The organism is Niabella aquatica (assembly GCF_054779315.1).
Genome location: NZ_BAAGYM010000038.1, coordinates 58,001 through 82,607, shown reverse-complemented (window position 1 = coordinate 82,607; position 24,607 = coordinate 58,001). Strand labels below are relative to the sequence as shown.

Below are 24,607 nucleotides of genomic sequence, written 5' to 3'. Positions count from 1 at the left end.
AAAAAAATAGAGTATATGAAAAAGTTAACCATAATGATTGTTGTCACAATGTTGTACGCCACTACAGTCCAGGCACAAATCTTAAAAAAACTACAGGAGAAAGTAGAAAAGACCGTAAGTAAAACAGTAGAACAGACCACCGACAAAGCGGTTGATAAAGTAATAAAGAAACCGATGGACAAGGCAGCCGATAAGATACTGGAAGGAACTCCTGCAAAAAAAACGAAAGAGAAAGCAGAACAGACCGGTAACGATACTGAAGCACAGGATGATGGAAAAGCCACTGATACAAGAACAAATAACAGTACCACAGACAGCCAGGATAAATATGGCCCGCTCACTACTGATAACAGAGGTTGGTATCAGGGAAAATCTATAGAATATGCAGACATAGGCTGGATTAAAATGCTGGACTTCAAAGACCCGCCAAAGCCCATTATCCTAAACGGAAGAAACTATCCTGTTTCACAGATGGAGGTTTCGCAGAAATTAGCCACATGGATACAACAAACCTACAGTCCCAGAGGATTGTTGGGAGAAATGGTTCAGTCCGTTTATGCACTTCCGGCAGGACAGCCGGTAACCAGCACTTCCTACAACTACAACGAAGCGGAAAAGAACAACCGCAATGCCTTGCCCAATACCTACGGCGCAACGGGTAAAATGTATAGTAACCTGCAAAAAACGAGCACCAAAAAGTTCTGGCCTATTGATGGATTGGCGGGGTACTACGTATGGCAGATTATGGCGAATAATATTGAGCTGATTAGCAGGCAAATGATAGGACTTTCTTCGCCCGATGAATATTACTGCACCATGCCACAATATAGTATGGGTATGAAAGGCGAATATGAGGGTTCAGATAAAAATGCCAACTATCAAAATTTTATGACCAGTTCCAATTTGAAGAACTACACGCATTATTGGATCCCTTCTGATGCGCTGAACAACAATGAGCATTTTTATGTGGTAGTGATGACCAAAGACAAACAGCCACTTCCCTTTGAACAGATAACGGTAGCTGAGCTACTAACAAGGCTTGAAAAACAATTGCCTTTGATGGAAAAAATCGACAGAAACAGTGGCGGAAGACTGGACAATATGTTACAAAAGGCAAAAAATGGTTTGAATATCATGAAAAAGAAGTTTAAGGATAATTATAGTGATTATGTGTATCTGAAAGCCGGACATGATATACAAATTATAGATTTAGCCAATTTAGACGAAAAGAGCAACTTTTATTGGATACAAACAAAGTCACAAACAACAGATAGCTACGGCAATACCAATGTTTATTTTCCCATCCTTCGCTTAAAGAAAGGTGTAAAGGAAGCCTGTGCCAATAGCGGTCCACAGTGGATTGTGTTTAAAATGTACAAAGGAAAGTTTACCGATCATGCAGGAGCTGAACACATGATGGCCAATTTTGTAAACCGTTTTAACTACGACTATGTATATGATTATTTTTTCGGAAAGGGAAAAGTAATCAAACCTTATCAACCTAAATAGATCAGCTACAGATGAAATGGAGTATAAGAAAATATTCATTTTCATACACGAAAGGAATGAATATTTTCTTTTGCAGAATTCCGTGTGACCATTAAAACAATAAAATAAACACATGAAACCTTTTTTGTTATTCACCATCCTGCTGTCATTCTCCATGTGGGTTTGCGCACAGAAAGAAACCTACGATATTGTAAGCTATACACCGCCTGCGGGCTGGAAAAAAGAAAACAACAGTACAGCGGTAGTTTACAGCCGTATTGATGGCGGTAGCTGGGCACAGTTTGGTATTTACCAAAGCACAGCCAGCAAAGGCAGTATAGAAGAAGATGCTGAACACGAGTGGAACGCTATTGTTTTGGCGCTGCACGTCGTAGAAAAGGAAGAAAAAACCACAGCCGAAACGGCGGAGGGCTGGAGTGTGATGAGCCGCAGTGGCGTATGGCAGTACAACGGCGCCAACGTAGCCACTATTCTTACTACTTATAGTAACGGAAAAACCTGTGTGAGCATACTCTGTAATGCCACCGCACAACCTTACCTGAAAGATTTTCAAAAGCTCATTGCCTCCATCACGCTGGCTTATGCACTCAAAAACACCACAACGGCGAATGTCGCCATCGGCATTTCCACCATCAAAGGTTTGTGGGCAAATAACCAAAACGAAACATTTGGCTATATGAGCGGAGGTTATTTCAGGCGGGAGTATCTTTTTAATGCTGATGGTACTTATCAATATAGAGCCAAGCATTGGTCTAATGTTATTAAAGACATCCAGTTCATCCGTGAAACCGGTACTTATACCATCAACGGTAACCAATTGACCCTTGTGCCGCGACAGGCAACCGGCGAATGGTGGAGCAAAGCGAAAAGTGGCAGAACTAACGAGTGGGGCAGCTACCAGAAAGCCTATCAGCACCCATTGGAAAAAACCACCTATACTTTTGAAATCAAAAACCTTTCGGGTATGGAAAATACGTACCTGATCCTTAAAACCAATAAGCCTACTGCACGGGATAGCAAACAGAGTAATCAGGGCAATGCTAATGAATTTAACTACAGCAGTACCCCAATCGGAAAATCCCTGATAGACAACCCACCCGGAAAATAGAAGCCGGCCTCATCAATAAAAAATAAGCAGATGAAACAATTAATTATAGGAATGGCATTGCTGATGTTGGCAACAACTATTCATGCACAGAAAAAAACAACAGGCAAAGAAAAACCGCCTACGCAAAAAGAAATGGATAAAATGCTGGAAGAGGCCATGAAGCAGGAAGGCTTGAGCAGGGAGGAACAGGCGGAAATGAAAAAAATAATGGGAAGTGTTATGCCTGCTATGATGGAAAGCAATGCCAAAGCAGAAAATTACAGCGAGTTTACCAGTAATGCCGGTTTGGTGCCTGCCAGAAATGCCGGAAAGATTGCCATTGCATTGAGTAAAAAAATGCAGCAAAGCGAGATAAAGACCTTTACCGACCTGCTATATTCCAGGATGATGGCAAAAGGCGATGCCGCTGAAATGGCTATCGCCAAAAAAGTAATCACGCAAACGCCCAAAGCTGTGGATATAAACGCCGCAGCCATTTTAGCAATGGTACAGGGGCATGCCGAAACAGCGCTGGCACTCGCCATCAAAGCGGTACAGATGGAACCGACAAATACAACTTACCAGAATAACATGGCGGCATTGCTTACGCAATACGGTTATCCCGAACAGGCTATTCCGGTTTTGAGAAAACTGAACAAGGAATTTAGTACCAACAGCACAGTACTGAACAACCTGTCTCATGCATGGCTGAGCCTGGGCGAAAAGGACAGTGCTGCCGTGTATGCCAATGCCGCCATACGCATCAACCCTTTGCACACTGAAGCCGCACAGGTTGCCGGGCTTATCAAAGAAATAAAGGGCAATGACCCGTCTGACGATTACAGGCAGGCTATGGCAAATGCACCCAATCCTTTTACACAGCAAATGCTCAAAAACAAAGGGGGTAGTGCTAAGTTACAGTGGGATGATATCAGGAACAATCTTACCATCTATGAATATTTTCCTTTTAAATGGTTGAAACTGCCCCAGTTGAGCAATACGGTAAAGGGCTATGAAAACGACAGGGCAATTCAAAAGGCTTATACCCGTGTCAAGGATAAAATAGAAGAGCAAATCAGCCTGATGACCGAACAGACGGAGAAAGAAATGGATGCCCTGGTTGACAAAGGCGATGCTGCCTTTGTTGCTGAAATGGCCGACGCCACGATGAAAGGACAGAGCTGGATGAGCAAGCCTGCCGCCAATGTATTGGAAGTATTACAGGCTTACCAAACGCAAAACCAATTATCCATTGCCGACACCCTCAAAAAATTGGAAAAATGGAAAGATGGATTGAGAAAAGAAAAGGACATCAAAATCAGGAATATCTATAAAAAAATCGATGACCGTGATAAAACAACCTGCCAACAATATAAAGCACAATTGGATGCCCTGGAAAATGATTACCTGTTACAGGTGAATACCCGGACATACAAAGTGATGTTCCGGCATATAAGCAATTACCAATCTTGGCTTAACGCCTGGGTTACCTGGAACTGGTATGTAACCGGGAATGTAAAAAACCTGGTGATGATGCAGGATTTGCAGGCCACCCAACATCTTGTTGCCCTGTATGACCAGATGGCGCAGTTATTGGAAGCCCTGCCCGAACATTGTGGGGTGGCTGCCAAAGAAACACAGTATAACTTTCCTGTTCCCGCAATCCCCAACTTTACCTGTCCGGCGGTGGTAAGCATACCCAGCGGTGCCGAATGGCAGCAATTAACCGCAGGTGCCAAAGATTTTAATAAAAATGTATATGGCATCATTAAGAGCGCAGCACCGGTACCCAATGTGTCCGTAGCTTACGGCATAGGCAACCAGATTGCACAGCCCGGAAAGGCTCCATTTCTTAAAACGGCAAATGGCAGTATCCTACCCGGAGGCATTAATAGCGATGATGATGAGTTGGCTCCTATTCCAAATCTGCTGCCAAAAGGTGAAGAGCTTGCAGCCATACCTGATGTGATGAGAAATCTGGTAGCCAAAGACCTGATGCAGGCGATGTTATCAGCCGATTGCAAAAATATAAAAAGCGATAAACAGAATTTTAAAGAATTAATAGAGAGACTTGAGAAACACGGGCGATTATTAAGAATACCGAAAATTATGGAAAGTTTATTGTATTTAAGACAAGTAAGACAGGCAGAGATAGATGCGACCGCACGCAAAACCTATGAGGTCGTTATAAAAGATGAAGTGCGGCAGAAAGGTCTGCAACCTACCATCAGCAATGGCTTACAGCCTCCGGGAACATTTACCCTGAAACAGTTTTTTTAATGTTAGCATAAATTTTCTTTAATGTGGAGTGAAGCAGATACTTCGCAAAAGCGATTACGATTAAATACCCGCCTGATGTGGAACATTGGCACGGAGCAAGTGTCGATACCGCTTTTGTTCAGGTTGCCATCACAGGGCTGGAAAAGCGCGAAACAGTTTGGTTGAATGAAGTTACAGACGAGGAATACAATAAATAATCAAATCCGTATGATACAAAAATAGATTAGGAATAATGCGCTAAGAAGTGCCTAAATACGACAGATTTAGGCACTTTTAGCATTAACCCCAATATCTGGAATTTCAAAATGAAGCGAACGGATAAATTTTACAATGAAACATATCTTAAATTGGAAACTGCAATCCAGGAACTGGAGATTGAAACTGACTGTCCCATAAAAAGAATAGAAGCGGTTATACAGCTTATCATTCAAAGCCTTGCCGATTTAAAAGAGTTTGTGCTAAAAAACAACTTTAAGAATATGGAAGAAGAAATCCATTGTTTCAAGTATCAGAGACCTGTTATTGTTTCAAAGCTCATCTACTATAATTCCATCTATAAAATCGAAACGAGAAGACCATAAGGGAATAAGCGTACCAAGAAATATTTTACCAAAGAACTGAAAAAGCTAAAAAGGTTCTTTGAGAACAACCTTGATTTTTACAAGTATTCCCGCAGCAATAATTCTTTCGTTGACGAGAAGTTTTTTGTACGTGGGAAGCACGATATAAACCTATGGTTGGACACTTTTTATTTTGAGGCAGACCATCGCTTTTCTACTTCGCACGATTGCCCAAATATCCAGCTTTATTAATGAGGTTTACTCTTCTTTTGAAATTTTACCAATATCCTGTCGCAAACCTGGTGGCTTAGCATTTCCGGTTTTCGTTTGTTGTATTCAATCGTCATTGTACCATCAAATGCTTCTACTGACTTAATTTTAATAATTGTTCCGAGCCGCAGCTCACGGGCATTCAGCAATTTCAGGAAATCATCCGATGAGTGGGTAACTGCTTTAAAGATTACAGTATCCCCTGCCTTGCACTCATTTAGCTTATGATACTCTGTCCATTCCATTTTGCCATTTTTGTCGGGAATTGGCGCCCCATGCGGATCAATTTTTGGAAAACCCAGCAGTTCATCCATTTTTATAAAGAAATCGGGTGACTGTACGTGCTCAATTTGTTCAGCTATTCCATGCACCTCATCCCATCCAAATCCCATTTTCTCCACCAGGAACATTTCCGTCAACCGGTGTTTACGGATAATCAATGCCGCTTCTTTTCCACCTTTGCTGGTAAGGCGCACCGGTTTATAACTCTCATAAACAATCAGCCCTTTATCCGCCAGTCTTTTCATCATGCTGTTTACCGTAGGCATTTTTATCTCCAATTGCTTGCTTAGCTCATTCACATTCACCTCGCCTTTTACGGCAGAAAGGTTATAAATAGCCTTCAGGTAGTTTTCTTCTGTATGCGTGTTCATGCCGCAAAATTACGATATAGTCTTAGCTTATACTAACAGAACGGATTGTTTTATAAATAATTTTGTTAGAATAATCTAACTTTATAAATTTGTACAGCAAAACAAAAACTCAGGTATAAAAAAATAAAATCAATGACACAACTAAAAACGGCCATACTAACCCTGTGCTTAACTCTTTCAGGACTGTTTGCTTTGGCGCAAACCGGGCAAATTACAGGCTCTGTACATGACGAAAACGGAAAAGCTGTCGAAGCGGCAACCATTGCCATTCCCAGGCTGAATATTGGTACTACGACCGACAGCCAGGGAGGATACCAACTGAAAGGGATTGCTGCCGGCAACTGGCAACTGCGTGTAAGCGCCGTGGGCTTTGACACCTATACCCAAACGATAAAAATCGGTGATCCATTTTCCTTAACCCAGGATATAAGCCTGAAAACATCGGGTGCTTCTTCATTAGACGAAGTAGTGGTTACCGGAACGCTGAAAGAAGTACGCAAGTCCGAAAGCCCTGTTCCGGTTACGATTATTTCCTCAAAGCTGTTCCAGAGAAATCCCACCTCCAATGTGCTGGATGCGCTGTATATGGTGAACGGTATTAACCCACAGGTGAACTGCAATATGTGCAACACCTCTGACATTGGTATCAATGGTATGCCCGGTCCTTATTCTATGGTGCTGATTGATGGCATGCCCATTGTCAGTTCACTTTCTACCGTATATGGTTTCAGCGGCATTCCCAATAGTATTATAGACCGTGTTGAAGTGGTAAAAGGCCCCGCTTCCTCCCTGTATGGCTCGGAAGCCATTGGCGGCGTCATTAACATCATGACCAAAAAGGCGAACACAGCACCTAAGTTCTTTTTAGATTATAATGCTTCTACCTGGAGGGAGCTGACCGGCAATACCGGGTTCAGCGCCAGGTTAAGCAATAAGGTAGCCACGATGTTCAACGTGGACGGCTACTATTTCAATACGCCAAAAGACCAGGATCACGATGGCTATATGGATAAAACCCTTCAGAAAAGATTGTCATTCTTCAATAAATGGGATATTAAGCAAAAGTTTGACAAAACTGCCAGCCTGTCCCTGCGCTATTATAATGAAGACCGTCACGGCGGGGAACTGGGCTGGAATAAGGCAGACCGGAAATTCGTGGATTTTAATGAATATGACAATGTCCCCAATTCTCCGGGCTACAATGCCGATTATGTACTGCCCAACGGTTATACTATTTACAACCAAAAATATGCAAAGGGATTTCGTGTTCCCCGTTTTGACAACGCAGCAGACAAACAGCAATGGATGGATGAAGTGCAACAGGCAAATCCCGGTGCTGCACTGGCAGGTAATATGAAGTACCAGGAATCTATTTATACCAGCCGGTTTGAAGCAGTGGGTAAATACGAACTGCCGATTAAGGAAAACATCACCATCCAGGGTTCCTACAACCAGCATGACCAAAATTCAGCCTATGGTACAGAGCTGTTCATGGCGCACCAGAAAACCCTGTTTGGGCAGGCTTTCTGGGATAAGAAATTGGGCAGTCATGATTTGTTATTAGGTGGCTCTTACCGGTATATCTGGTTTAAAGACAATACCATTGCTTCCGATAATGGCAAAGACCCCTTTATTACTCAAATGCCCGGTTTCTTTATACAGGATCTATGGACGCTGAGTCCCAAAACAACCCTGTTGTTAGGCTATCGTTTTGATTATGATATTACCCACTCTGCTTCCGGTGACCATGAAAACCCGGTACATTCTCCCCGCATTGCGTTTAAATATGCGCCTAACGAAAAAAATACTTTACGCGCCAGTGTAGGTACAGGCTACCGGGTAGTAAATATCTTTAGCGAAGACCACAGGGCGTTGAGCGGACAATACGAGGCTAAATTCGGGGAAGAGCTAAAGCCCGAAAAATCGTTAAGCGGTACAGTGGATTATGAAGGCCGGGTAGCTACCGAGGGTATTGGGCTGACTTACGATATAAGCGCCTATTACACGCATTTCTTTAATAAGATTTATCCCGTAAGGAACGATGTAAGCAGAACGCTCACGTACTATAATGTGGACGGAAAGGAATATGCCCGCAATATTGGAGCATCGCTGGATATTGCATTAAACTTTCGTTTCCCTTTCCGTCTTACTGCAGGCGTTTCCTATACCCAGGCGGAATTGTTTGAGTTTGAAAGGGATGATGATGGCAATAAGCTAAGTAACGATATTGTAAAATCACCCTTTGAATTTTCCCCCAAATGGTCGGGCGTATTTACAGCCGCTTATGACTTCATTCCGCAGCTTACCTGGGATGTAACCGGGGAATGGCGTGGCCCGATGCTGCTGCCTACACAGGGAGAAATGGAAACTTACGATGGCAATGGCAATGTAACCGGAACGGTTACTAATCCCCGCGATCCATACTCACCCTGGTTCTGCAAAGTGCATACGCAGTTGACGTATCAACTTAAAAACGGCTTACAGATCTATGCCGGTGTAAAGAACATATTTAACTATGTTCCAAAAAATCTGCTGGTAAATAGGGCTGACCCGTTCAATGACCTGGCAAATCCTGATAAATATGGCGGGCTGCAATTTGACACGGAATATAATTATACGCCGCAGCAGGGCCGTACCGGTTATCTCGGTGTGCGTTTTAGCTTTTAATAATCATCATCATGTATTGCAAACAGAAAACAACAACTAAAAAACCAGCTCCGGTAAAAACCGGTTGGCTATGCACTAAGCGGCAATGCGCAGTTACTTTATTGCTGGTGTTGTTTTCTGTTCATATAGCAAGCGCTCAAATGAATTTTGCCGAACTGGACAAAAAGATGTCGGAGGAGAAGAAATATGTAGTTGTTTATATCGGTTCAAAATACTGCACTTATTGCCTGATGCAGGAAGCGCAGATTAAGAAAAACAATACGTTGAGGCAAAGGCTGGACAGTGCTTTTTATTTTGTAAAAGGATTAGCGGAAGAGGATTCGGCAATTGTTTTTAACCATAAGTACTATCTGAACCCCAACCCTCAAAACCCTTACCAGGTAAATGATTTTGTAAACGTTTACGGTAAGAATGAAAAAGGATTTGTAGGTTATCCGTTGTGGCTTTATTTCGATAAGGACTACCGGCTGCTGTTACGCTTTTACGGGCTGATGCCTCCAAAGAATATTTTAAAGGTGTTGGACAGGATAGCTGCCGTAATGGACAAAGACAAAAATGCGTAAATATTGTTATGGACTGTGCAAACGAAAATTTGAAATAAGATGAGTGATACCTGTATAAGTCATATAGAAAACCATTGGAAAGCGTTAACAACGACCGCAAATGAATGCTTTAATAATGGAGATTTTGAAAAAGCGTTGTCAGTTTACAAAGATGCTTTGTATCGGGCAGAGGCGCTGAACAATCACCAGGGGGATTGCCTGCGGGTGGCTATCCCGTTTATGCAGGTCTATATCATTTCGTGCAACAATCTTTCCAATACCTACGATGAGCTTGGACAGAAGAAATCAGCAGAAAATATGTTGAAACGTGCCGTGTATTATCTCCTGCATCTTTCCGGGCAGAAGCATATTAATATGAACGAGCTTCAGCATGAACTAAGAAGAGCAAGCATTGCACTGCTCAATTTTGCCGGGGAAAACGGCGGAGAAAAAAGCAGGAGAAACTGCTCATAAGCCTGAAAGAGCAATTAGCAGAAAATAAGTTAATAAAAATCGATGTCTAAATTTAAGAGAATACTAAGAGAAATACACGGTATAACAGGTTTGGTAGTGGGCATAGTCATCGTGATTGTTGCATTAAGTGGTTGTGTGTACACCTTTCAATATGAAATCAGAAATGTCATCTATTCGCACCTTATCAACGTCAGTGTTCCCGAAAACGCTGTAAAGCTGTCGGTGGACAGCATCGCCTCAATTGCATCTTCTCATTATACCAAAACCGAAATATTGGAAGTAGTGGCAGTTAAAGACCTTGACGGGCAAACAAAGGATGCCGTTTTCTTTAGCTTAGAGCAGAAGAAAGAAGTGAGCGAAAGCTCCACAGATTGGGACATTAAATTTTCGGGAACTACGATTAGTTTTGGCAATGGAGCAACCGGGCAATTGGCAGAGGGTATTTTGGCCTCCTTCAATACCGCTCCCGAAAGCGGTTACAGCGATGGCAATATAGGCGGGAGCAATTCCTACTACACCTATACCAATAACAACGAACCGAAGCATACAGTACTGATGAAGCCGGGGATGCTTATCCTCGCAAAAACATCAAAAGGCAAATATGCGAAAATAGAAATGATTAGCTACTACAAAGGAAATCCAACGGCTACCGATATGGCCAGCGAAGCCTTTGCCGATTATGGAGAAGGTAGCCAAAGGCAGGAAAAATGGCCACTCCGGCACTATACATTCAACTATGTATTACAGCCGGACGGAAGCAATAAGTTTTGAACAGACCGCAAACTACAAAATGAAGCAGTTGAGTTCGATGTTCCCCGATTTTTTGGAATTTGACGGAACAAGACATCGAACTCCGAGACTAAATTCCGCAATTGCTCTTATTTATCAGAATAACAGTAAGTTACAAGGTAAAAAAAATGGGACAAGTCTTTCTTTTTTAGACTTGTCCCAGGAAGTGACCCCTCAGGGACTCGAACCCTGGGCCTACTGATTAAGAGTCAGTAGCTCTACCAACTGAGCTAAGGAGTCGTAAAACCTTTATTATTTATTAGGCACTGTATCTGCTACCGTAAAATCAATCTTTTCTTTTGTTTCACCACAGTTCAGCATGGTTGCTCCATACTTCGGGTCCTTTTTACCCAGGTAGGGATTAACTACCTCCTCTTTGGCGCTTAACCAGTTACCTATACTTCCCTCACCAAAAGCCATCGGGCATTCCTGCCAGTAAACAATAGAACGATCGTATTTTACAGTAAGCAGCAACATACGTAAATTTTCTGACAATTCCTGCAACGCTCTCCTTTTCTCGTCCCAGCCTGAAGACCCGATAATAGCAGCGATACTGTGTTTACTGTTATCCACCGGGAACAAAGCCGTTTCATAAATAACCGAATCCTTTTTCAACTCGTCTATTTTAAAATGATCAACAGCCAATTGAAGTTCCCGGGCTGTTTTATTTACAGCAGCGCTATCCCAGTTCACAAAAGCGTCTGTCATCGCATAATAACCTGACAGGATATCAGAAACGGATGCATTAAAAGCTTCGCTATGAGCGCTTACCGATAAAGCTTTCGGCTTTTCTCCTACAGGCTCCTCTTTTTTAAACGCATATTTATACACTAAAAAAGCTGCTGCCAACAATAAAACGATCAAAAATAGTTTTTTCATAACCACGGCTTAGTATTACTGGCTGCAATTACTACTTTTGCAGACTCATAAAGTATCAAAAATAGTAAAAATATATATTATGCTGGCAGGCTTACAAAATGTGACTTTTGAATTTGGGGCAAGAACTATTGTAAAAAACGCAACATGGCATATACAACCCAATGAGCGGATCGGTCTTATCGGCTATAACGGAACCGGCAAATCTACGCTGCTTAAATTGCTGACCGGTGGTTACTCTCCTTCAGAAGGCACTGTTGAAAAAGGAAGAGAAACCTCTATCGGCTACCTGCACCAGGACCTGCTGAGCTTTGATACTAACGAATCTATTGTACAGGTGGCCTTAGGCGCTTTTGAAAAGGTATTACAGCTGGAAGCAGAGATTGAAGCATTAGGTAAAGAACTGGAAAGAACAGGCGATGAAAAAACATTACACGAGTATTCCGATAAATTACATGAACTGGAAACATTAGGAGGGTATAATATTCACCATCAGACAGAACAGGTACTACAGGGGCTGGGTTTTTCCAATGCCGACCTTCAAAGACCTTACAAAGAATTCAGCGGGGGCTGGCGTATGCGGGTGCTGCTGGCGAAAATGATACTGGCCAGGCCCGACCTGCTGCTTTTAGATGAGCCGACCAACCACCTGGATCTGCCTTCTATTGAATGGCTGGAAAAATACCTGCAGCATTACCAGGGAGCCGTAGTGATCGTAAGCCACGATAAATATTTTCTCAATCGCATGGTAACAAAAATTGTGGAACTGTACCAGAAGGAACTGCATTTTTATAATGGGAACTACGAATTTTATGAAACCGAAAAAGCGGTGCGTATTGAAATGCAGCAAAAAGCTTACGAAAACCAGCAGGATTATATCAGGCAGAACGAAAGGCTGGTAGAGCGCTTCCGCGCCAAAGCCAGCAAGGCGGCTATGGCACAAAGCATCATGAAAAAATTAGATAAGCTGGAGCGGATTGAAGATGTAAGCATTGAAAGGCCTAATATAAAGATCAATTTCCGGGTGGATAAAACACCAGGCAGGGTACTGACAGAGCTCACCGGGGTTTCTAAAGCCTTCGGGGAAAACATTATTCTTGAAAATGCCAATGCTGAAATAGAGCGGGGCGATAAAATAGCACTGATCGGTGCTAACGGGAAAGGCAAATCTACCCTGCTGCGCATTATAGCTGGTATCGAACCTATTAAAGGGGAAAGAAAATGGGGCCACAATGTAGAAGAAAGTTTTTACGCCCAGCACCAGTTAGAGTCGCTGCACCTGAACAACACCATCATTGATGAAATGAAAGAATGTGGCAGCCAGATGACAGAATTAGAGCTCAGAAGCTTATTGGGCTGTTTTTTATTTAGCGGTGATGATGCAGATAAAAAAATAAAAGTATTGAGCGGTGGAGAAAAAGCAAGGGTAGCTCTGGCAAAAACCATTATCAGCAAAGCCAACTTTTTAATGCTGGATGAGCCTACCAACCACCTGGACATGCATAGCTGCGACCTGCTGATCGACGCATTGAAAAAATATGAAGGCAGCCTGGTGCTGGTAAGTCACGACCGGTATTTCATTTCGAAGACTGCCAATAAAATCTGGGAGATCTCCGATCATAAGATAAAAGAATTTAAAGGCACTTATGATGAATGGGTTGCATGGAATGAACGCATGGCCAGGCAGAACACCACCAATAAAAAAGAAGAAACGGCAACTTCGCAAACTGTATCGCCTAAAGTGGAAGAAAAAAGGCCGGAAGTATCTGACAGAAGCCAGGCGCTCAATAAAGAGCATAAAAAAGAACTGCAAAAACAACAGAAACAGTTTCAGCAAACAGAAGATGCTCTTAATAAAAATAAATCACTACTGCGGGAACTGGAAGCTAAACTGGCCAATCCTGCCATCTATGCAGAGAAAGATAAATTTTTAGCAGTTGAACAGGAATACAAAAAGGCTTCCGAAGAAAATGTACTACTTGAAAAAAAATATGAATCCATTTTTGCTTTGCTGATAGAACTGGAAGAGAAGGCAGGCTAAAGCTTATACCCTAATCCTATACCAACACACCATTTCCCATTGGTTGTAGCGGTTTTAGCATTATAATATAACGGCACCTGCAAAGCTACACGCTTATAAATGATACTAACACCCGCTCCTAAACCCGGCATCACCGCTGCATTCTTTTTAGCGCCTGCAGGCATTTTGTCTTCTTTTATACGAAGACTGGGCAGCATTCCTAAAAGTAAGGTAAATGGCTTATGGGTTAATTTCATAGCAGGCCCGCCGAAATTCACAAAGGCACCCTTATCCGCATAGCCGGCAACAACCATTCCCTCCCATAAGACAGGTTTTATCTTTACCCGTTCATTTTGACTATACACATTTAGAGCAGTGCCCAGGATAATCGCCAGGGAAAAAATACCTTTTAAAAATTTCATATTATTATTTTGGTTGACTTATAAGTAGATCGGATTCTAACAGACACACAGGCAGGAGGCAGCGCCCTCACTGCTGTCTGTAGTTAATAAAGAAAAAAAGAAGAATGAAATAAGCTAAGCAGCTTTTTGCAAACCGGCTACCGGATTGTCACTTTGCTTTCCATAGGTATAATAAATGGCCATGCCTGTAAAGAATAGCCCACCGATAATATTACCCACTGTTACAATAAGCTGGTTGTATAACCACCAATCGGCTATGCTTACCTTTGCTCCGAATAATATTCCGGCAGGAATTACGAACATATTTACCACCGCATGCTCGTAGCCTAACGCAAAGAATATAAAAATGGGTATCCCTGCTGCCAGCATCTTCCCAATGGTTGATTTAGAGGTCATAGCCATTACCACTCCCATACAAACCATCCAGTTGCAAAGTATAGCCTTTACAAATGCTGAAAACAAACCGGCAGCGCCATTCTGGGCATAACCCGTTGTCTTTTTTTCAGCAACGGAAACTATCATCTGCTCAATAGAACCCGGAACTACAACAGGACTCATTGCAGAAGTAGCTACCCAATATAGAACACCATACAAAACACTGCCGATTAAATTACCCAAAAACACCCACATCAGGTTTTTCAGCATTGTTGAAGCGCTGATCTTTTTTTCTATATAAGCCAAAGGCACTAATGCAAAACTACCGGTTACCAGCTCCAATCCTAACAAAGCAATAATGACAAAGCCCACCGGGAAAACCAGGGCTCCAGTAATAGGAACTTTTGTTTGCGTTACCGCTGCATACGCCAGCGTAACCGAAATAGCCAGCAGCGCCCCCGACAAACAACCTCTTATCAAAAGGTCTTTAACCGGTAATGCTGATTTATTTAATGCGGCCTGCATCATATTGCCTGCCACCTCTTTAGGAGATACATAATCCATAGTTATAAAGTTTGGGGTTGAAGAATATATTTTACTAAACAGGATAATCTTTATATGTTGACGCCTATAAACACTATGCCATCTTCTACCTTTACCGGGTAAGTTTTTATATTGCACTCATCGCCGCTAAGGCACTCGCCGGTAAGCAGCGAAAACGTTTTTTTGTGGAATGGACAAGCCACTTTGGGCTCCTCGTTTTTTGTACCTAACATTCCCCGGCTCAAAGCCATTTGTTTCTTGTGAGGGCATAGATTTTGTGTAGCATACCACTCATCGCGCCGCGTAAAATAGAAGAGCGCAATCTGCTCATCACCATACTTAACGCACACTCCACCATTTAACACTACATCTTCTGTGCGGCAGGCTGCAAACCATTGTTCTGAATTGGGAATTTCTTGTTGCTCTTTGGGCATCATAAACTGTAATAATTAAACATTAATAAATAGGCAAGAGATCTGTCAGAGGTCAAAAACAGTTTAAAGAGTATACTATAGCTATTTAGGATGGAGTAACCTTATTCCAGTCTGCCGCTTTCTTTTGATCGCGCATAGGATTGAACGTAACGGTTGGATCTTTTTCCATTGGAGCATTCACAAAATGAGAAAATTTACTTCTTAATTCAGCAGATTCCACAACGCTTTTCCATTCGCACCGGTAATTATCCACCAATGCCTGCATTGCTCTTTCCAGCTCTTCACCAATACCCAGGCTATCTTGTACTACTACATTACGCAGATAATCAATACCCCCTTCCATTTTATTCAGCCATGTAGCGGTACGGGTAAGAGGGTCGGCCGTTTTAATGTAGAACATCAAAAAGCGGTCAATATACCTGATACAGGTTTCTGAGTCAATATCAGCAGCCAGCAATAAAGCATGCTGAGGCTTGGATCCGCCATTACCACATACATACAGGTTCCAGCCCTTTTCAGTAGCAATAATGCCAAAGTCTTTGGATTGGGCTTCCGCACACTCCCTTATACAACCTGATACCGCAGACTTTAATTTGTGAGGCGCCCGTAACCCGCGATAACGTTCCTCTATTCTTATGGCATAGCTCACACTATCGTGTAAACCAAAGCGACACCAGGTGCTGCCCACGCAGCTCTTTACGGTACGAAGCGCTTTGCCATACGCATGCCCGCTTTCAAATCCGGCTGCGATCAATTCTTCCCAAATAGCAGGCAGGTCGCTTACATGAGCCCCAAACATATCTATACGCTGACCACCCGTGATCTTGGTGTACAGGCCGTACTTCTTAGCCACCTGGGCTATCACCATTAATTTATCCGGGGTAATTTCTCCGCCAGGAATGCGCGGCACTACTGAATAAGTTCCTCCTTTCTGTATATTAGCTAAAAAACGGTCATTGGTATCCTGTGAAGCAGCATTTTCTTTTTTAACAATCAGCTCATTCCATAAACTGGCAATAACAGAGCTTATGGCGGGCCGGCAAACTTCGCAGCCATCTCCTTTACCCAATGTGTCCAGCACTTCATCAAAACTGTGCAGGTTTTTCAGCTTTACCAGGTCATACAGCTCCTGTCTTGAATAATCAAAATGCTCACATAACACGTTCCGCACCATTTTGCCCTGCTGCTTCATGGTATGCACCATAATGTCTTTCACCATTGGCGCACAACCACCACAACCTGTTGCAGCTTTTGTGCATTTTTTAATGGCATCTACCGTTTCACAACCCTGCTGCGTAACGGCATTGCAAATATCGAGCTTGGTCACTCCTTCGCAACTGCATATAAGCGCGTCATCAGGTAAGGCCACCACACCGGCGCCGGTATCCCCGCCTCCTTCTTTTGGCTTAATGATAAGGTCCATCGAATCAGGAGGTAACGCCATTTTATTTTTGCAGATCTGCAGCAGCATATTGTAAGCATCAGCATCGCCTACCAATACACCACCTAAAAGTTCTTTACCGTCATTAGAAAAATTGATCCTTTTATAAATACCGCGGTGATGATCCCTGAACACTATTGTTTTTGCTTCATCTCCGGCAATGAACGGATCACCAAAGCTGGCCACATCCACACCTATCAGCTTCAGCTTGGTGCTCATATCAAAGCCCCGGAAGTATTTTTGTGTACCAGCCAGGCGGCATGCCACCACATCTGCCATTTCATAACCGGGAGCTACCAATCCATAGATCACCGAATTGTGCAGCGCACACTCCCCAATAGCAAATACTGAGCTGTCGCTTGTACACATTTCATCATTCACTACAATACCACCTCTTGGCCCCACAGCCAACCCGCAGGTACGTGCCAGCTCATCGCGCGGCTTAATACCAGCAGATATAATCAATATATCGGTACTTAAAATAGATCCATCAGTAAAAATCATTCCCCTGATGGTTTCGTTGCCTAAAATGGCAGCTGTGTTCTTACCGGTATGGGTGGTAATATTCAGCTCCTTTAATTTCTGCACCAGTATATCTGAGCCTGCCTCATCTATCTGGCGAGGCATCAGCCTTGGAGCAAACTCAATAATATGCGTATCTTTTATGCCCAGGTCAAGACAGGCTTTGGCAGCCTCAAGCCCCAACAAACCTCCACCGATAACCACAGCGGTTTTGGCCGTTGGAGCATGGCGCCATATCATATTCAGATCTTCAATCGTACGATATACAAAAACACCCTGCTTATCTACTCCCGGTATAGGCGGTACAAATGCTGAGGAACCGGTAGCAAAAACGAGATAATCATAAGAAAGTGTTACCCCTTCGAAAGAACGAACGGTTTTATATTCCCGGTTTACTTCCAGTACCGGGTCGCCCAAACGCAGTTCAATACCGTTTTCCTTATACCATTTTACAGGCTGTAAGGTTAAATCCGCTACTGTCTTTCCTCCAAAATAAGAACTGAGATGAACCCTGTCGTAAGCGGCAAGGGTTTCTTCTCCAAATACAGTTATGTGCAGATCAGGAATTTCTTTAGAGAGCAGTTTTTCGCAGAATTTTTGGCCCACCATGCCATTTCCAATAATAATAATTTTCATAAACCTCGTTTTTAAAGTTTTAGAAAATGGCAGGCAATAAATAAATTAAAATAAATTATATACAATAAATAATATCACGACTTCCAAATATTTTTTCTTTTTACCTATTATAAATAATATTATTTTTATTTATGTTATTATAAATATAATAAATTTCGATTAATATTTTGTATTTTTGAATAAATTATATTATATATATTTTTTAATAATGTTTAATATATGGCAAAATTAATATTAATTGGTGCAGGTCCTGGAGATCCCGAACTGATCACTTTAAAAGCCATCAGGAAGCTAAAAGAAGCTGACGTAATATTATATGATGCGTTAGCTAATGAAGAACTGTTATCCTATTGCAAAAAAGACTGTGTTAAACAATTTGTAGGGAAAAGGTACGGCTGTCATGCATTAAGCCAATCGGAAATCAATACCCTCATACTTGAATACAGCAGCAAACACAAATATGTGGTACGCCTGAAAGGTGGCGACCCTTTTGTATTCGGCCGGGCCTGGGAAGAAATAGAAACCGCAAAAAATGCGGGCATTGATGTAGAAGTGGTACCTGGCATATCCAGCACTCTGGCCGTACCGGCATCACAAATGATCCCTGTTACCGCAAGGGGCACCAACGAAAGCTTTTGGGTAATTACCGGCACTACCCAAAGCGGGGATATATCAGGTGATATAAAATTAGCGGCCCGGCCAACCGCTACCGTAGTCATACTGATGGCAATGAGCCGGCTCGAAAGGATAGCAGGGATATTTAGCGAATACGGCAAAGCCGAAACACCCGCAGCTATTATCCAGAACGGAACTTTGCCGGACGAAAAAATAGTTACCGGCCAGGTAAAAGACATTTACTTCAGGGCACAATATGCCGGCCTGGAAAATCCGGCCATTATCATCATAGGCGATGTAGTGGCCCTGCCCGCGAAATTAGCTGCTGATAATCATGTAAAAGATCTGCTGAAAACCTTAAACAGGTAATATATATCATATATCACCCGTAAAGATCCTTTTACCTTTATTGCTATGCGTCAGAAAAAAATCATTGATACGACCCAATCTTTTCTACATGCCCATTGCATCAAGGAATGGTGGCCCGCGCTCGAAGCCAACCTTCAGGTTCGTCAGTATAAAAAGAATGAAACCATTATTGCTGAAGGCGATACGGTAACAGGCATTTATTTTATGCTTAGCGGTGTAGCTAAAGTGCACAAGCTTTGGGACGAAGAAAAAGAGCTGATCCTGCGTTTTGCGCACAACCAGGATATTTTAGGACACAGAGGCCTGAGCACTACCACCACCAATTACCCGATCACCGCAACCGCGCTGACCCCGGTTAGTTTATGTTATATCAGCCTTGATTTTTTTGAAGCCACATTCAAAGTAAATAAAGATTTTGCCTATCACTTTATGATGTTTATGGCCGATGAGCTACAGTTGTCAGAAATACGGATGCGCAACCTGGCACATATGACCGTCAGGGCCCGGCTGGCCAGCGCTTTATTAGCATTTGAAAGAAAATTCGGAAAGGATGCAGCCGGCTACATTGCCTTTACTATAAGCCGGCACGATATTGCCGCCTATGTAGGTACCGCCTACGAAACTGTTTACAAAATCATCAACGAGTTTACAGAGCTGGGGTATATTAAAACAGAAGCAAAAAATATTGCGCTCTTAAACCATGAAGCCATAGTTGCCGCCATCTGTTAATATTAAAATAATTTCCGAAATGGGACCTGCTAATACACTTATTGGCATTTAATTCGATTATATTCGTTTTGTAATTTTTTTACTAAACACTTAAAAACTAAATGAAAATGAAAAGAATTCTGGCCATTGTTGCCATTGTTACATTCTCATTCGCCTTACCTTCCTGTAAAGGAAAAAGTGATGCCGAATTAAAAACTGCTGCAGAAGCTGCTATCCAAGCCAACCCAGATTTAAGTGGTGCTACCGTTGAAGTTAAAGATGGAGTAGCCACTATCTCCGGCGAAGTTAAAGACCCTGCAGCCCAGGCTGCTGCAGAAACTGCCGTAAAAGAGGTGAAAGGTATAAAAAGCGTTATGAATCAAACCACAGTGGCACCGCTGCCTCCACCGGTTGCTATTACTCCTGATGATTCGCTTACTACTGCTGTAAAAGACGCTGTTAAAGACCATCCTACTGTTTCTGCTACAGTTACCGATGGCGTGGTTACCTTAACAGGTGAAATTGCTAAGTCTGACCTGAAAACCCTGATGCAAAAAGTACAGGCCACCAAACCTAAAAAAGTAGAAAGCTCAGGGCTTACTGTTAAATAAAAGGGCCGGATAACCACGCAGATAGAGACAATAAAAAGCGGGTTATTCAACATTAATCAATAAATTAAAAAGTTTAAAAAATATATTATGGCACTTCAGGAAAAATATCAGGCTTTGGTTGACGCAGCCAATGCTGCAGGCGTAGCTAACCTGGCTGTAAGAGAGCAGGATGGCGTTTTATATATTGACGGCGATGCACCTAATGGTGCAGTGAAAGACCAGTTATGGGACGTGTACAACCAGATCGATCCTAACTACGCAAGCGGAGATCTGGTTTTAAATGTAAATGCTAAAGCAGATGCTGGAAGCCAGGTTCGCGTTATTACACAGGAATCTAACCTGAATATAAGAAAAGGCCCAGGTACCGATCAACCCATTGTAGGGAAAGCCGCTAAAGACGAAATTATAACACTGGTAAATAGGTCGAGCGATCTTTGGTGGTCGGTTCGTACTAAAGACGGCGAAGAAGGATATGCTTATGCACAATATTTAGAGCCGGTTTCTTAGTATCCAGACTTTATTACCATTTTAAAGCTGTCTCCTGTGTGTGTTAAAGCATTACAGGAGACAGCTTTTTTAACAGGTGCCTGTCTAAGTTTTACGTTCTTACAGTTTTCTTTGAAAGTTCTTGTCGTACTGAGGCCCAAATAACAGGAAAATCAGGTTCTTTAAAATAACAAACAGTAAACTGTTGACGAGGTCTCAGGCGATAGATATCAATACCCTTAGCCAGGACAGGATATCATTGATTTTCATTTAACAATTTTTATTAACAGGCCGACAAAGAATCTTTTCAAATAGATCATAGTTCGGCAAGCTTATCCCGGATCGCTTATTGAACAGATTGAATGTTAAAAGCGGTATTATTGTCCGAAGCAGGAAAAATGTTGCCCGGCCTGATGTAAAAGGATTTCTTGTATCCATTTATGTTTTAACAGCTTCATTTATAATATAACAGAATTCTACGTTTAATCATAACACAAATTTTAAAATTTTATCAAATGAAAATCAATGATCTATAAATTATATATAATAAAAAGAGATTTTTTTAGAAATTTTAAAGAATACCTTAACGTTATTTTTATACGTAATGGTCCCTACCAGACGTTTATAATAATATAACGCGTCAGCTTTCAATGTAAATGACGCTATTATTAACTATAAACCTTTATAAAATGAAAAAAATTGCAACAAAATTCGTACTGGTAGCCGCTTCTGCCTTTATTTTCGGCACAGCAATGGCGCAAACAGATACTACAAAAACGCCGGTGCCTGACACAACAGAAACGCCAGAGCCTACAGATACAACAAGTGTTCCTGACACTACAGCCGTATCAATAATAAATCCAGATATAAATACTTCTCTCTCCATGCAATTGAGTAAATACAATAATGCTTTTTACGCAATAACAAACAGAGAATTGTTAAGTGCAAAACAGTACGATATTAAAACAGAAGAAGAAAACGAAGCTTAATCAGTACTATTTACTGTTTCTGGCTGGTTGCAATAGCCATCTCGCACGAGATGGCTATTGTTTTAGATGCTCATGCTCTATAATTTGTTTGCAATTTTATTATTGTTTTGTCAAAGAGATCCTAAAAAATTTTCATTCTTTCTTTGTATTTTATGAACGAAAAATTTCATGTACGTTTGGGCATACAAATCATACTATGTCCACAAAAATAAAATGCCCGTCCTGCGGCAATGAGTTTGAACCTAATGATGCTATACGCGAAGAAGTAGAAAAAGAGCTTCGTGCTAAAGTGAGTGAGTGGCAAAGGAAGAAAAATGAGGAGCACCAGGCCGAGATTCAAAAAAGAGAATCGGAGTGGCAGCAAAAACTGCAGCAGGAAAAATCCTCTTTACAAAAACAATTAGAAGAGCAGATCCGTACAAGCATCACAGGAGACTTTGAAAACAGGCTGTTGTTATTACAAAAAGCGAATGAAGAAAATGAGGCAAAACTGAAGCAATCAAGGCAGCGGGAAGCCGCCTATTTAAAACGCGAGCAGGAGCTGAAAAACAAGGAAGAAGAGCTGGACCTTACCCTTCAGAAAAAATTAGCCGAAGAAAGAGAAAAACTCGCCGATAACCTGCGAAAAATAGAAGCCGAAAAATCAGCGCAGAAAGAAACCGAATACCAGCTGAAGCTCCGGGAACTGGAAAAGCAGCTGGAAGACCAGAAAAAGCTCGCCAGTGAAATGAAACGTAAGGCGGAACAGGGTTCCATGCAATTACAGGGAGAGAGCCAGGAACTGGCGCTGGAGGAGCTGCTGGCAGCCGCCTTTCCATTTGACAGGATAGAGGAAGTAGGCAAAGGAATGCGGGGTGCAGATTGTATACAGGTGGTTAGAAACAACCTGGGCGCAGAGTGCGGCCGCATCATATGGGAAAGTAAGCGTGCCGAAAATTTTGGAGGAGAATGGATAGAAAAATTAAAAGCAGATATGCGTTCCCTGGGTGCTGATATAGCCATTTTAGTTACCCGCCGTTACCCTAAGGACATGGATTGTTTTGGAGAAAAAGAGGGCGTATGGATCTGTAGTTTTTCTGAAGCGAGGGCATTAGCCGCTGTACTGCGTGACGGTATACTGCGTATTTACAATGCTGCTAAAAGCCAGGATAATAAGGGTGACAAAATGAATATGCTTTACAGCTACCTTACCGGTTCGGAATTTGCAGAACAATGGAAAGCGATACGAGAGGGCTTTTTAAGTATGAAGATAAGCATACAAAAAGAACGGGATGCCATGGAGCGCCTTTGGAAAGCCCGGGAAAAGCAACTCGAAAAAGTGTTGCTGAACGCTACCCACATCCGTGGCTCTATAGATGGCATCAGTGGCTTAGAAAATGTAGACCTTAACTTATTAGGCTATAACTACGAAGAAGAAAAAGACTAAAAAGCCGGGGTATACACGTAGCTCAGGCAGAGGTTATTGAAAAGCTTAAGCGGTACATTGATCAGCACGTTTCTTTTTGTAAAAAAGCAATGGAAGGCTGTTTTACGGGTATCATAAGCCTTTAGCTGGATATGCTTTCTGAAATCTACCGCTCCGTCTCCGTGCCATTTAAACACGGCTTCTTTAGCACTCCATACCTGCGTCAGCTCTTCGCTGGTCACCGGCCGGATGGCATTCTCCTCTTCAGGGCTTATGAACTTATGCCTGATTCGGACCACTTTATCCGTTGGTATCTCTATATCTATTCCTACCCTGTGATCACGGCTTACAATAGCAGCCGCATAGTCACCGCAATGGGATATGGAAAAGTGATAGGCTTCTCCAGGTAAAAAAGGCTTCCTGGTATCGGCGATCTGTACCTGGTGCGAAGGGAAATCTGCAAATAAATATCTTAACAAAAACCTGCCTGCCAGGTGCTGCAGCCGCTTATGGGGGTGGGTAACCTCCCGGTGCAAAGGTACAAGCACTTTAAAAAAAGCCTCTTCTTCTTCTTCTATTTTCCATATACCCAGCCGGGTGGTTTCATTAATATCTTGCTGATAAAAAACGGGCATAATGATGCTAATAATTTATATTGCGCAAAGTAATTGAATTTAGTCAATGAGGAGAAGGAAGCAGTAAACAGGTTAGATCTATCGGCTAAATACCAAAGTCTAAAGTCTGTCGTCTAAAATCTAAAAAATGATCCTGTCTGACATACGCATACAACAAGAAATGGGAAAAGGTACTATTCTCATTCAGCCCTACGATCGGGAATGCCTGGGCAGCAACAGCTATGATGTGCATTTAGGCAATTGGCTGGCTACTTACCGCGAGCATTTACTCGATGCCAAAAAGCACAACGAAATAGAATATTTTGAAATTCCTGATGAAGGGTTTGTGCTATACCCTCATGTATTTTACCTGGGCGTAACTGCCGAGTACACAGAAACACACGCCCATGTACCTTTCCTGGAGGGCAAATCATCCACAGGCCGCCTGGGCATAGACATACACGCCACCGCGGGGAAAGGCGATGTAGGCTTTTGCGGACACTGGACACTTGAAATCTCAGTAAAGCAACCGGTAAAGGTGTACAAAGGAATGCCCGTAGGACAACTTATTTATTTCCCCGTAGAAGGCGATATAGAAATAAAGTACAACCAGAAGAAAAATGCAAAGTACAGCAGCCAGCCCGACAAGCCGGTAGAAAGTATGATGTGGAAAAATAAATTTTGAACTATACAGCTAAATTCAACTGTAA

The 24,607-nt window shown here is 42.3% G+C and carries 23 protein-coding genes, 1 tRNA gene and 1 pseudogene; 17 read left to right on the top strand and 8 right to left on the bottom strand.

Translation table 11 applies throughout. The features are described 5' to 3' along the window. Nucleotides 1–15 precede the first annotated feature (15 nt). The 5 genes and pseudogenes from ACYVBM_RS20205 to ACYVBM_RS20185 form a co-directional block, all read left to right on the top strand. Complete coding sequence (locus ACYVBM_RS20205; RefSeq protein WP_460687510.1) at nucleotides 16–1,509, top strand: hypothetical protein; 1,494 nt, start codon at nucleotides 16–18, stop codon at nucleotides 1,507–1,509. A gap of 112 nt (nucleotides 1,510–1,621) precedes the next feature. Beyond that, on the top strand, nucleotides 1,622–2,617 hold the full coding sequence (locus ACYVBM_RS20200; RefSeq protein ID WP_460687509.1) for a hypothetical protein: 996 nt from the start codon (nucleotides 1,622–1,624) through the stop codon (nucleotides 2,615–2,617). Nucleotides 2,618–2,647: 30 nt separating this feature from the next. After that, nucleotides 2,648–4,876, top strand: coding sequence for a tetratricopeptide repeat protein (locus ACYVBM_RS20195; RefSeq protein WP_460687508.1), 2,229 nt, complete (start codon nucleotides 2,648–2,650; stop codon nucleotides 4,874–4,876). A gap of 347 nt (nucleotides 4,877–5,223) precedes the next feature. Further along, complete coding sequence (locus ACYVBM_RS20190) at nucleotides 5,224–5,457, top strand: hypothetical protein (protein WP_460687507.1); 234 nt, start codon at nucleotides 5,224–5,226, stop codon at nucleotides 5,455–5,457. A gap of 15 nt (nucleotides 5,458–5,472) precedes the next feature. Next, nucleotides 5,473–5,688: pseudogene (locus ACYVBM_RS20185) on the top strand (RteC domain-containing protein); the annotation flags it as partial. On the opposite strand, the gene ACYVBM_RS20180 reads toward ACYVBM_RS20185, so the two are convergent. Next, nucleotides 5,685–6,359 (bottom strand): metal-dependent transcriptional regulator, encoded by a 675-nt coding sequence (locus ACYVBM_RS20180; protein ID WP_460687506.1) that lies wholly within the window; start codon nucleotides 6,357–6,359, stop codon nucleotides 5,685–5,687. The pseudogene ACYVBM_RS20185 and the gene ACYVBM_RS20180 overlap by 4 nt on opposite strands. Nucleotides 6,360–6,491: 132 nt before the next feature. Here ACYVBM_RS20180 and ACYVBM_RS20175 point away from each other — a divergent pair, with 132 nt between their 5' ends. The 4 genes from ACYVBM_RS20175 to ACYVBM_RS20160 are packed head-to-tail and all read left to right on the top strand — an operon-like array spanning nucleotide 6,492 to nucleotide 10,813. Further along, nucleotides 6,492–9,026 carry a TonB-dependent receptor gene (locus ACYVBM_RS20175; protein ID WP_460687505.1) on the top strand — a complete coding sequence of 845 codons (2,535 nt, stop codon included), beginning with the start codon at nucleotides 6,492–6,494 and terminating at the stop codon, nucleotides 9,024–9,026. A gap of 11 nt (nucleotides 9,027–9,037) precedes the next feature. After that, nucleotides 9,038–9,589 carry a thioredoxin fold domain-containing protein gene (locus ACYVBM_RS20170; RefSeq protein ID WP_460687504.1) on the top strand — a complete coding sequence of 184 codons (552 nt, stop codon included), beginning with the start codon at nucleotides 9,038–9,040 and terminating at the stop codon, nucleotides 9,587–9,589. A 39-nt stretch (nucleotides 9,590–9,628) separates the two neighbouring features. Next, nucleotides 9,629–10,042, top strand: a complete 414-nt coding sequence (locus ACYVBM_RS20165) for a tetratricopeptide repeat protein (RefSeq protein WP_460687503.1) — start codon at nucleotides 9,629–9,631, stop codon at nucleotides 10,040–10,042. A 42-nt stretch (nucleotides 10,043–10,084) separates the two neighbouring features. After that, entirely contained in the window at nucleotides 10,085–10,813 is a 729-nt protein-coding gene (locus ACYVBM_RS20160) for an HmuY family protein (RefSeq protein ID WP_460687502.1), read from the top strand. Between the two features lie 185 nt (nucleotides 10,814–10,998). Here ACYVBM_RS20160 and ACYVBM_RS20155 read toward each other — a convergent pair. Together ACYVBM_RS20155 and ACYVBM_RS20150 are read right to left on the bottom strand one after the other, a co-directional pair. Then, nucleotides 10,999–11,071: transfer RNA gene (locus ACYVBM_RS20155), tRNA-Lys, on the bottom strand. A gap of 12 nt (nucleotides 11,072–11,083) precedes the next feature. Next, nucleotides 11,084–11,710 (bottom strand): DUF3347 domain-containing protein, encoded by a 627-nt coding sequence (locus tag ACYVBM_RS20150; RefSeq protein ID WP_460687501.1) that lies wholly within the window; start codon nucleotides 11,708–11,710, stop codon nucleotides 11,084–11,086. Between the two features lie 79 nt (nucleotides 11,711–11,789). Between ACYVBM_RS20150 and ACYVBM_RS20145 the strand changes: the two genes are divergently transcribed. Then, a complete protein-coding gene (locus tag ACYVBM_RS20145; RefSeq protein ID WP_460687500.1) occupies nucleotides 11,790–13,748 on the top strand; it encodes an ABC-F family ATP-binding cassette domain-containing protein in 1,959 nt (652 codons plus the stop codon). On the opposite strand, the gene ACYVBM_RS20140 is transcribed toward ACYVBM_RS20145, so the two are convergent. From ACYVBM_RS20140 to nirB, 4 genes are all read right to left on the bottom strand, one after another. Next, nucleotides 13,745–14,149 carry a hypothetical protein gene (locus tag ACYVBM_RS20140; protein WP_460687499.1) on the bottom strand — a complete coding sequence of 135 codons (405 nt, stop codon included), beginning with the start codon at nucleotides 14,147–14,149 and terminating at the stop codon, nucleotides 13,745–13,747. The two genes, ACYVBM_RS20145 and ACYVBM_RS20140, sit on opposite strands and share 4 nt — an antisense overlap. Nucleotides 14,150–14,263: 114 nt before the next feature. Then, complete coding sequence (locus tag ACYVBM_RS20135) at nucleotides 14,264–15,088, bottom strand: formate/nitrite transporter family protein (RefSeq protein ID WP_460687498.1); 825 nt, start codon at nucleotides 15,086–15,088, stop codon at nucleotides 14,264–14,266. Between the two features lie 50 nt (nucleotides 15,089–15,138). After that, nucleotides 15,139–15,504: a nitrite reductase small subunit NirD gene (nirD, locus tag ACYVBM_RS20130; RefSeq protein WP_460687497.1), complete on the bottom strand. Its 366-nt coding sequence runs from the start codon at nucleotides 15,502–15,504 to the stop codon at nucleotides 15,139–15,141. A gap of 82 nt (nucleotides 15,505–15,586) precedes the next feature. Then, nucleotides 15,587–18,100, bottom strand: coding sequence for a nitrite reductase large subunit NirB (nirB, locus tag ACYVBM_RS20125; protein WP_460687496.1), 2,514 nt, complete (start codon nucleotides 18,098–18,100; stop codon nucleotides 15,587–15,589). A 219-nt stretch (nucleotides 18,101–18,319) separates the two neighbouring features. On the opposite strand from nirB, the gene cobA reads away from it, so the two are divergent. From cobA to ACYVBM_RS20095, 6 genes are all read left to right on the top strand, one after another. Further along, entirely contained in the window at nucleotides 18,320–19,084 is a 765-nt protein-coding gene (gene cobA / locus ACYVBM_RS20120; protein WP_460687495.1) for a uroporphyrinogen-III C-methyltransferase, read from the top strand. A 45-nt stretch (nucleotides 19,085–19,129) separates the two neighbouring features. After that, a complete protein-coding gene (locus tag ACYVBM_RS20115) occupies nucleotides 19,130–19,813 on the top strand; it encodes a Crp/Fnr family transcriptional regulator (protein WP_460687494.1) in 684 nt (227 codons plus the stop codon). A gap of 107 nt (nucleotides 19,814–19,920) precedes the next feature. After that, nucleotides 19,921–20,403 (top strand): BON domain-containing protein, encoded by a 483-nt coding sequence (locus ACYVBM_RS20110; protein ID WP_460687493.1) that lies wholly within the window; start codon nucleotides 19,921–19,923, stop codon nucleotides 20,401–20,403. 87 nt (nucleotides 20,404–20,490) lie between these two features. Continuing rightward, on the top strand, nucleotides 20,491–20,910 hold the full coding sequence (locus ACYVBM_RS20105; protein WP_460687492.1) for an SH3 domain-containing protein: 420 nt from the start codon (nucleotides 20,491–20,493) through the stop codon (nucleotides 20,908–20,910). Between the two features lie 668 nt (nucleotides 20,911–21,578). Further along, nucleotides 21,579–21,878, top strand: a complete 300-nt coding sequence (locus tag ACYVBM_RS20100) for a hypothetical protein (protein WP_460687491.1) — start codon at nucleotides 21,579–21,581, stop codon at nucleotides 21,876–21,878. Between the two features lie 196 nt (nucleotides 21,879–22,074). Next, the gene (locus ACYVBM_RS20095; protein ID WP_460687490.1) at nucleotides 22,075–23,304 is read left to right on the top strand and encodes a DUF2130 domain-containing protein; all 1,230 of its coding nucleotides are present in this window, start codon (nucleotides 22,075–22,077) and stop codon (nucleotides 23,302–23,304) included. Here the strand turns inward: ACYVBM_RS20095 and ACYVBM_RS20090 are convergent. Further along, nucleotides 23,301–23,918, bottom strand: a complete 618-nt coding sequence (locus ACYVBM_RS20090; protein ID WP_460687489.1) for a 4'-phosphopantetheinyl transferase family protein — start codon at nucleotides 23,916–23,918, stop codon at nucleotides 23,301–23,303. The genes ACYVBM_RS20095 and ACYVBM_RS20090 overlap by 4 nt on opposite strands. A gap of 127 nt (nucleotides 23,919–24,045) precedes the next feature. On the opposite strand from ACYVBM_RS20090, the gene dcd reads away from it, so the two are divergent. Continuing rightward, on the top strand, nucleotides 24,046–24,582 hold the full coding sequence (gene dcd, locus ACYVBM_RS20085) for a dCTP deaminase (protein ID WP_460687488.1): 537 nt from the start codon (nucleotides 24,046–24,048) through the stop codon (nucleotides 24,580–24,582). The last annotated feature ends 25 nt before the right edge of the window (nucleotides 24,583–24,607 follow it).

Coding starts and splice junctions, on each gene's coding strand:
- ACYVBM_RS20200 (WP_460687509.1), top strand. CDS start 1,622: ATGAAACCTTTTTTGTTATTCACCATCCTGCTGTCATTCTCCATGTGG.
- ACYVBM_RS20115 (WP_460687494.1), top strand. CDS start 19,130: ATGCGTCAGAAAAAAATCATTGATACGACCCAATCTTTTCTACATGCC.
- nirD (WP_460687497.1), bottom strand. CDS start 15,504: ATGATGCCCAAAGAGCAACAAGAAATTCCCAATTCAGAACAATGGTTT.
- ACYVBM_RS20105 (WP_460687492.1), top strand. CDS start 20,491: ATGGCACTTCAGGAAAAATATCAGGCTTTGGTTGACGCAGCCAATGCT.
- cobA (WP_460687495.1), top strand. CDS start 18,320: ATGGCAAAATTAATATTAATTGGTGCAGGTCCTGGAGATCCCGAACTG.
- ACYVBM_RS20090 (WP_460687489.1), bottom strand. CDS start 23,918: ATGCCCGTTTTTTATCAGCAAGATATTAATGAAACCACCCGGCTGGGT.
- ACYVBM_RS20135 (WP_460687498.1), bottom strand. CDS start 15,088: ATGGATTATGTATCTCCTAAAGAGGTGGCAGGCAATATGATGCAGGCC.
- ACYVBM_RS20195 (WP_460687508.1), top strand. CDS start 2,648: ATGAAACAATTAATTATAGGAATGGCATTGCTGATGTTGGCAACAACT.
- ACYVBM_RS20175 (WP_460687505.1), top strand. CDS start 6,492: ATGACACAACTAAAAACGGCCATACTAACCCTGTGCTTAACTCTTTCA.
- dcd (WP_460687488.1), top strand. CDS start 24,046: ATGATCCTGTCTGACATACGCATACAACAAGAAATGGGAAAAGGTACT.
- ACYVBM_RS20180 (WP_460687506.1), bottom strand. CDS start 6,359: ATGAACACGCATACAGAAGAAAACTACCTGAAGGCTATTTATAACCTT.
- ACYVBM_RS20160 (WP_460687502.1), top strand. CDS start 10,085: ATGTCTAAATTTAAGAGAATACTAAGAGAAATACACGGTATAACAGGT.
- ACYVBM_RS20100 (WP_460687491.1), top strand. CDS start 21,579: ATGAAAAAAATTGCAACAAAATTCGTACTGGTAGCCGCTTCTGCCTTT.
- ACYVBM_RS20165 (WP_460687503.1), top strand. CDS start 9,629: ATGAGTGATACCTGTATAAGTCATATAGAAAACCATTGGAAAGCGTTA.
- ACYVBM_RS20150 (WP_460687501.1), bottom strand. CDS start 11,710: ATGAAAAAACTATTTTTGATCGTTTTATTGTTGGCAGCAGCTTTTTTA.
- ACYVBM_RS20145 (WP_460687500.1), top strand. CDS start 11,790: ATGCTGGCAGGCTTACAAAATGTGACTTTTGAATTTGGGGCAAGAACT.
- nirB (WP_460687496.1), bottom strand. CDS start 18,100: ATGAAAATTATTATTATTGGAAATGGCATGGTGGGCCAAAAATTCTGC.
- ACYVBM_RS20095 (WP_460687490.1), top strand. CDS start 22,075: ATGTCCACAAAAATAAAATGCCCGTCCTGCGGCAATGAGTTTGAACCT.
- ACYVBM_RS20170 (WP_460687504.1), top strand. CDS start 9,038: ATGTATTGCAAACAGAAAACAACAACTAAAAAACCAGCTCCGGTAAAA.
- ACYVBM_RS20205 (WP_460687510.1), top strand. CDS start 16: ATGAAAAAGTTAACCATAATGATTGTTGTCACAATGTTGTACGCCACT.
- ACYVBM_RS20110 (WP_460687493.1), top strand. CDS start 19,921: ATGAAAAGAATTCTGGCCATTGTTGCCATTGTTACATTCTCATTCGCC.
- ACYVBM_RS20140 (WP_460687499.1), bottom strand. CDS start 14,149: ATGAAATTTTTAAAAGGTATTTTTTCCCTGGCGATTATCCTGGGCACT.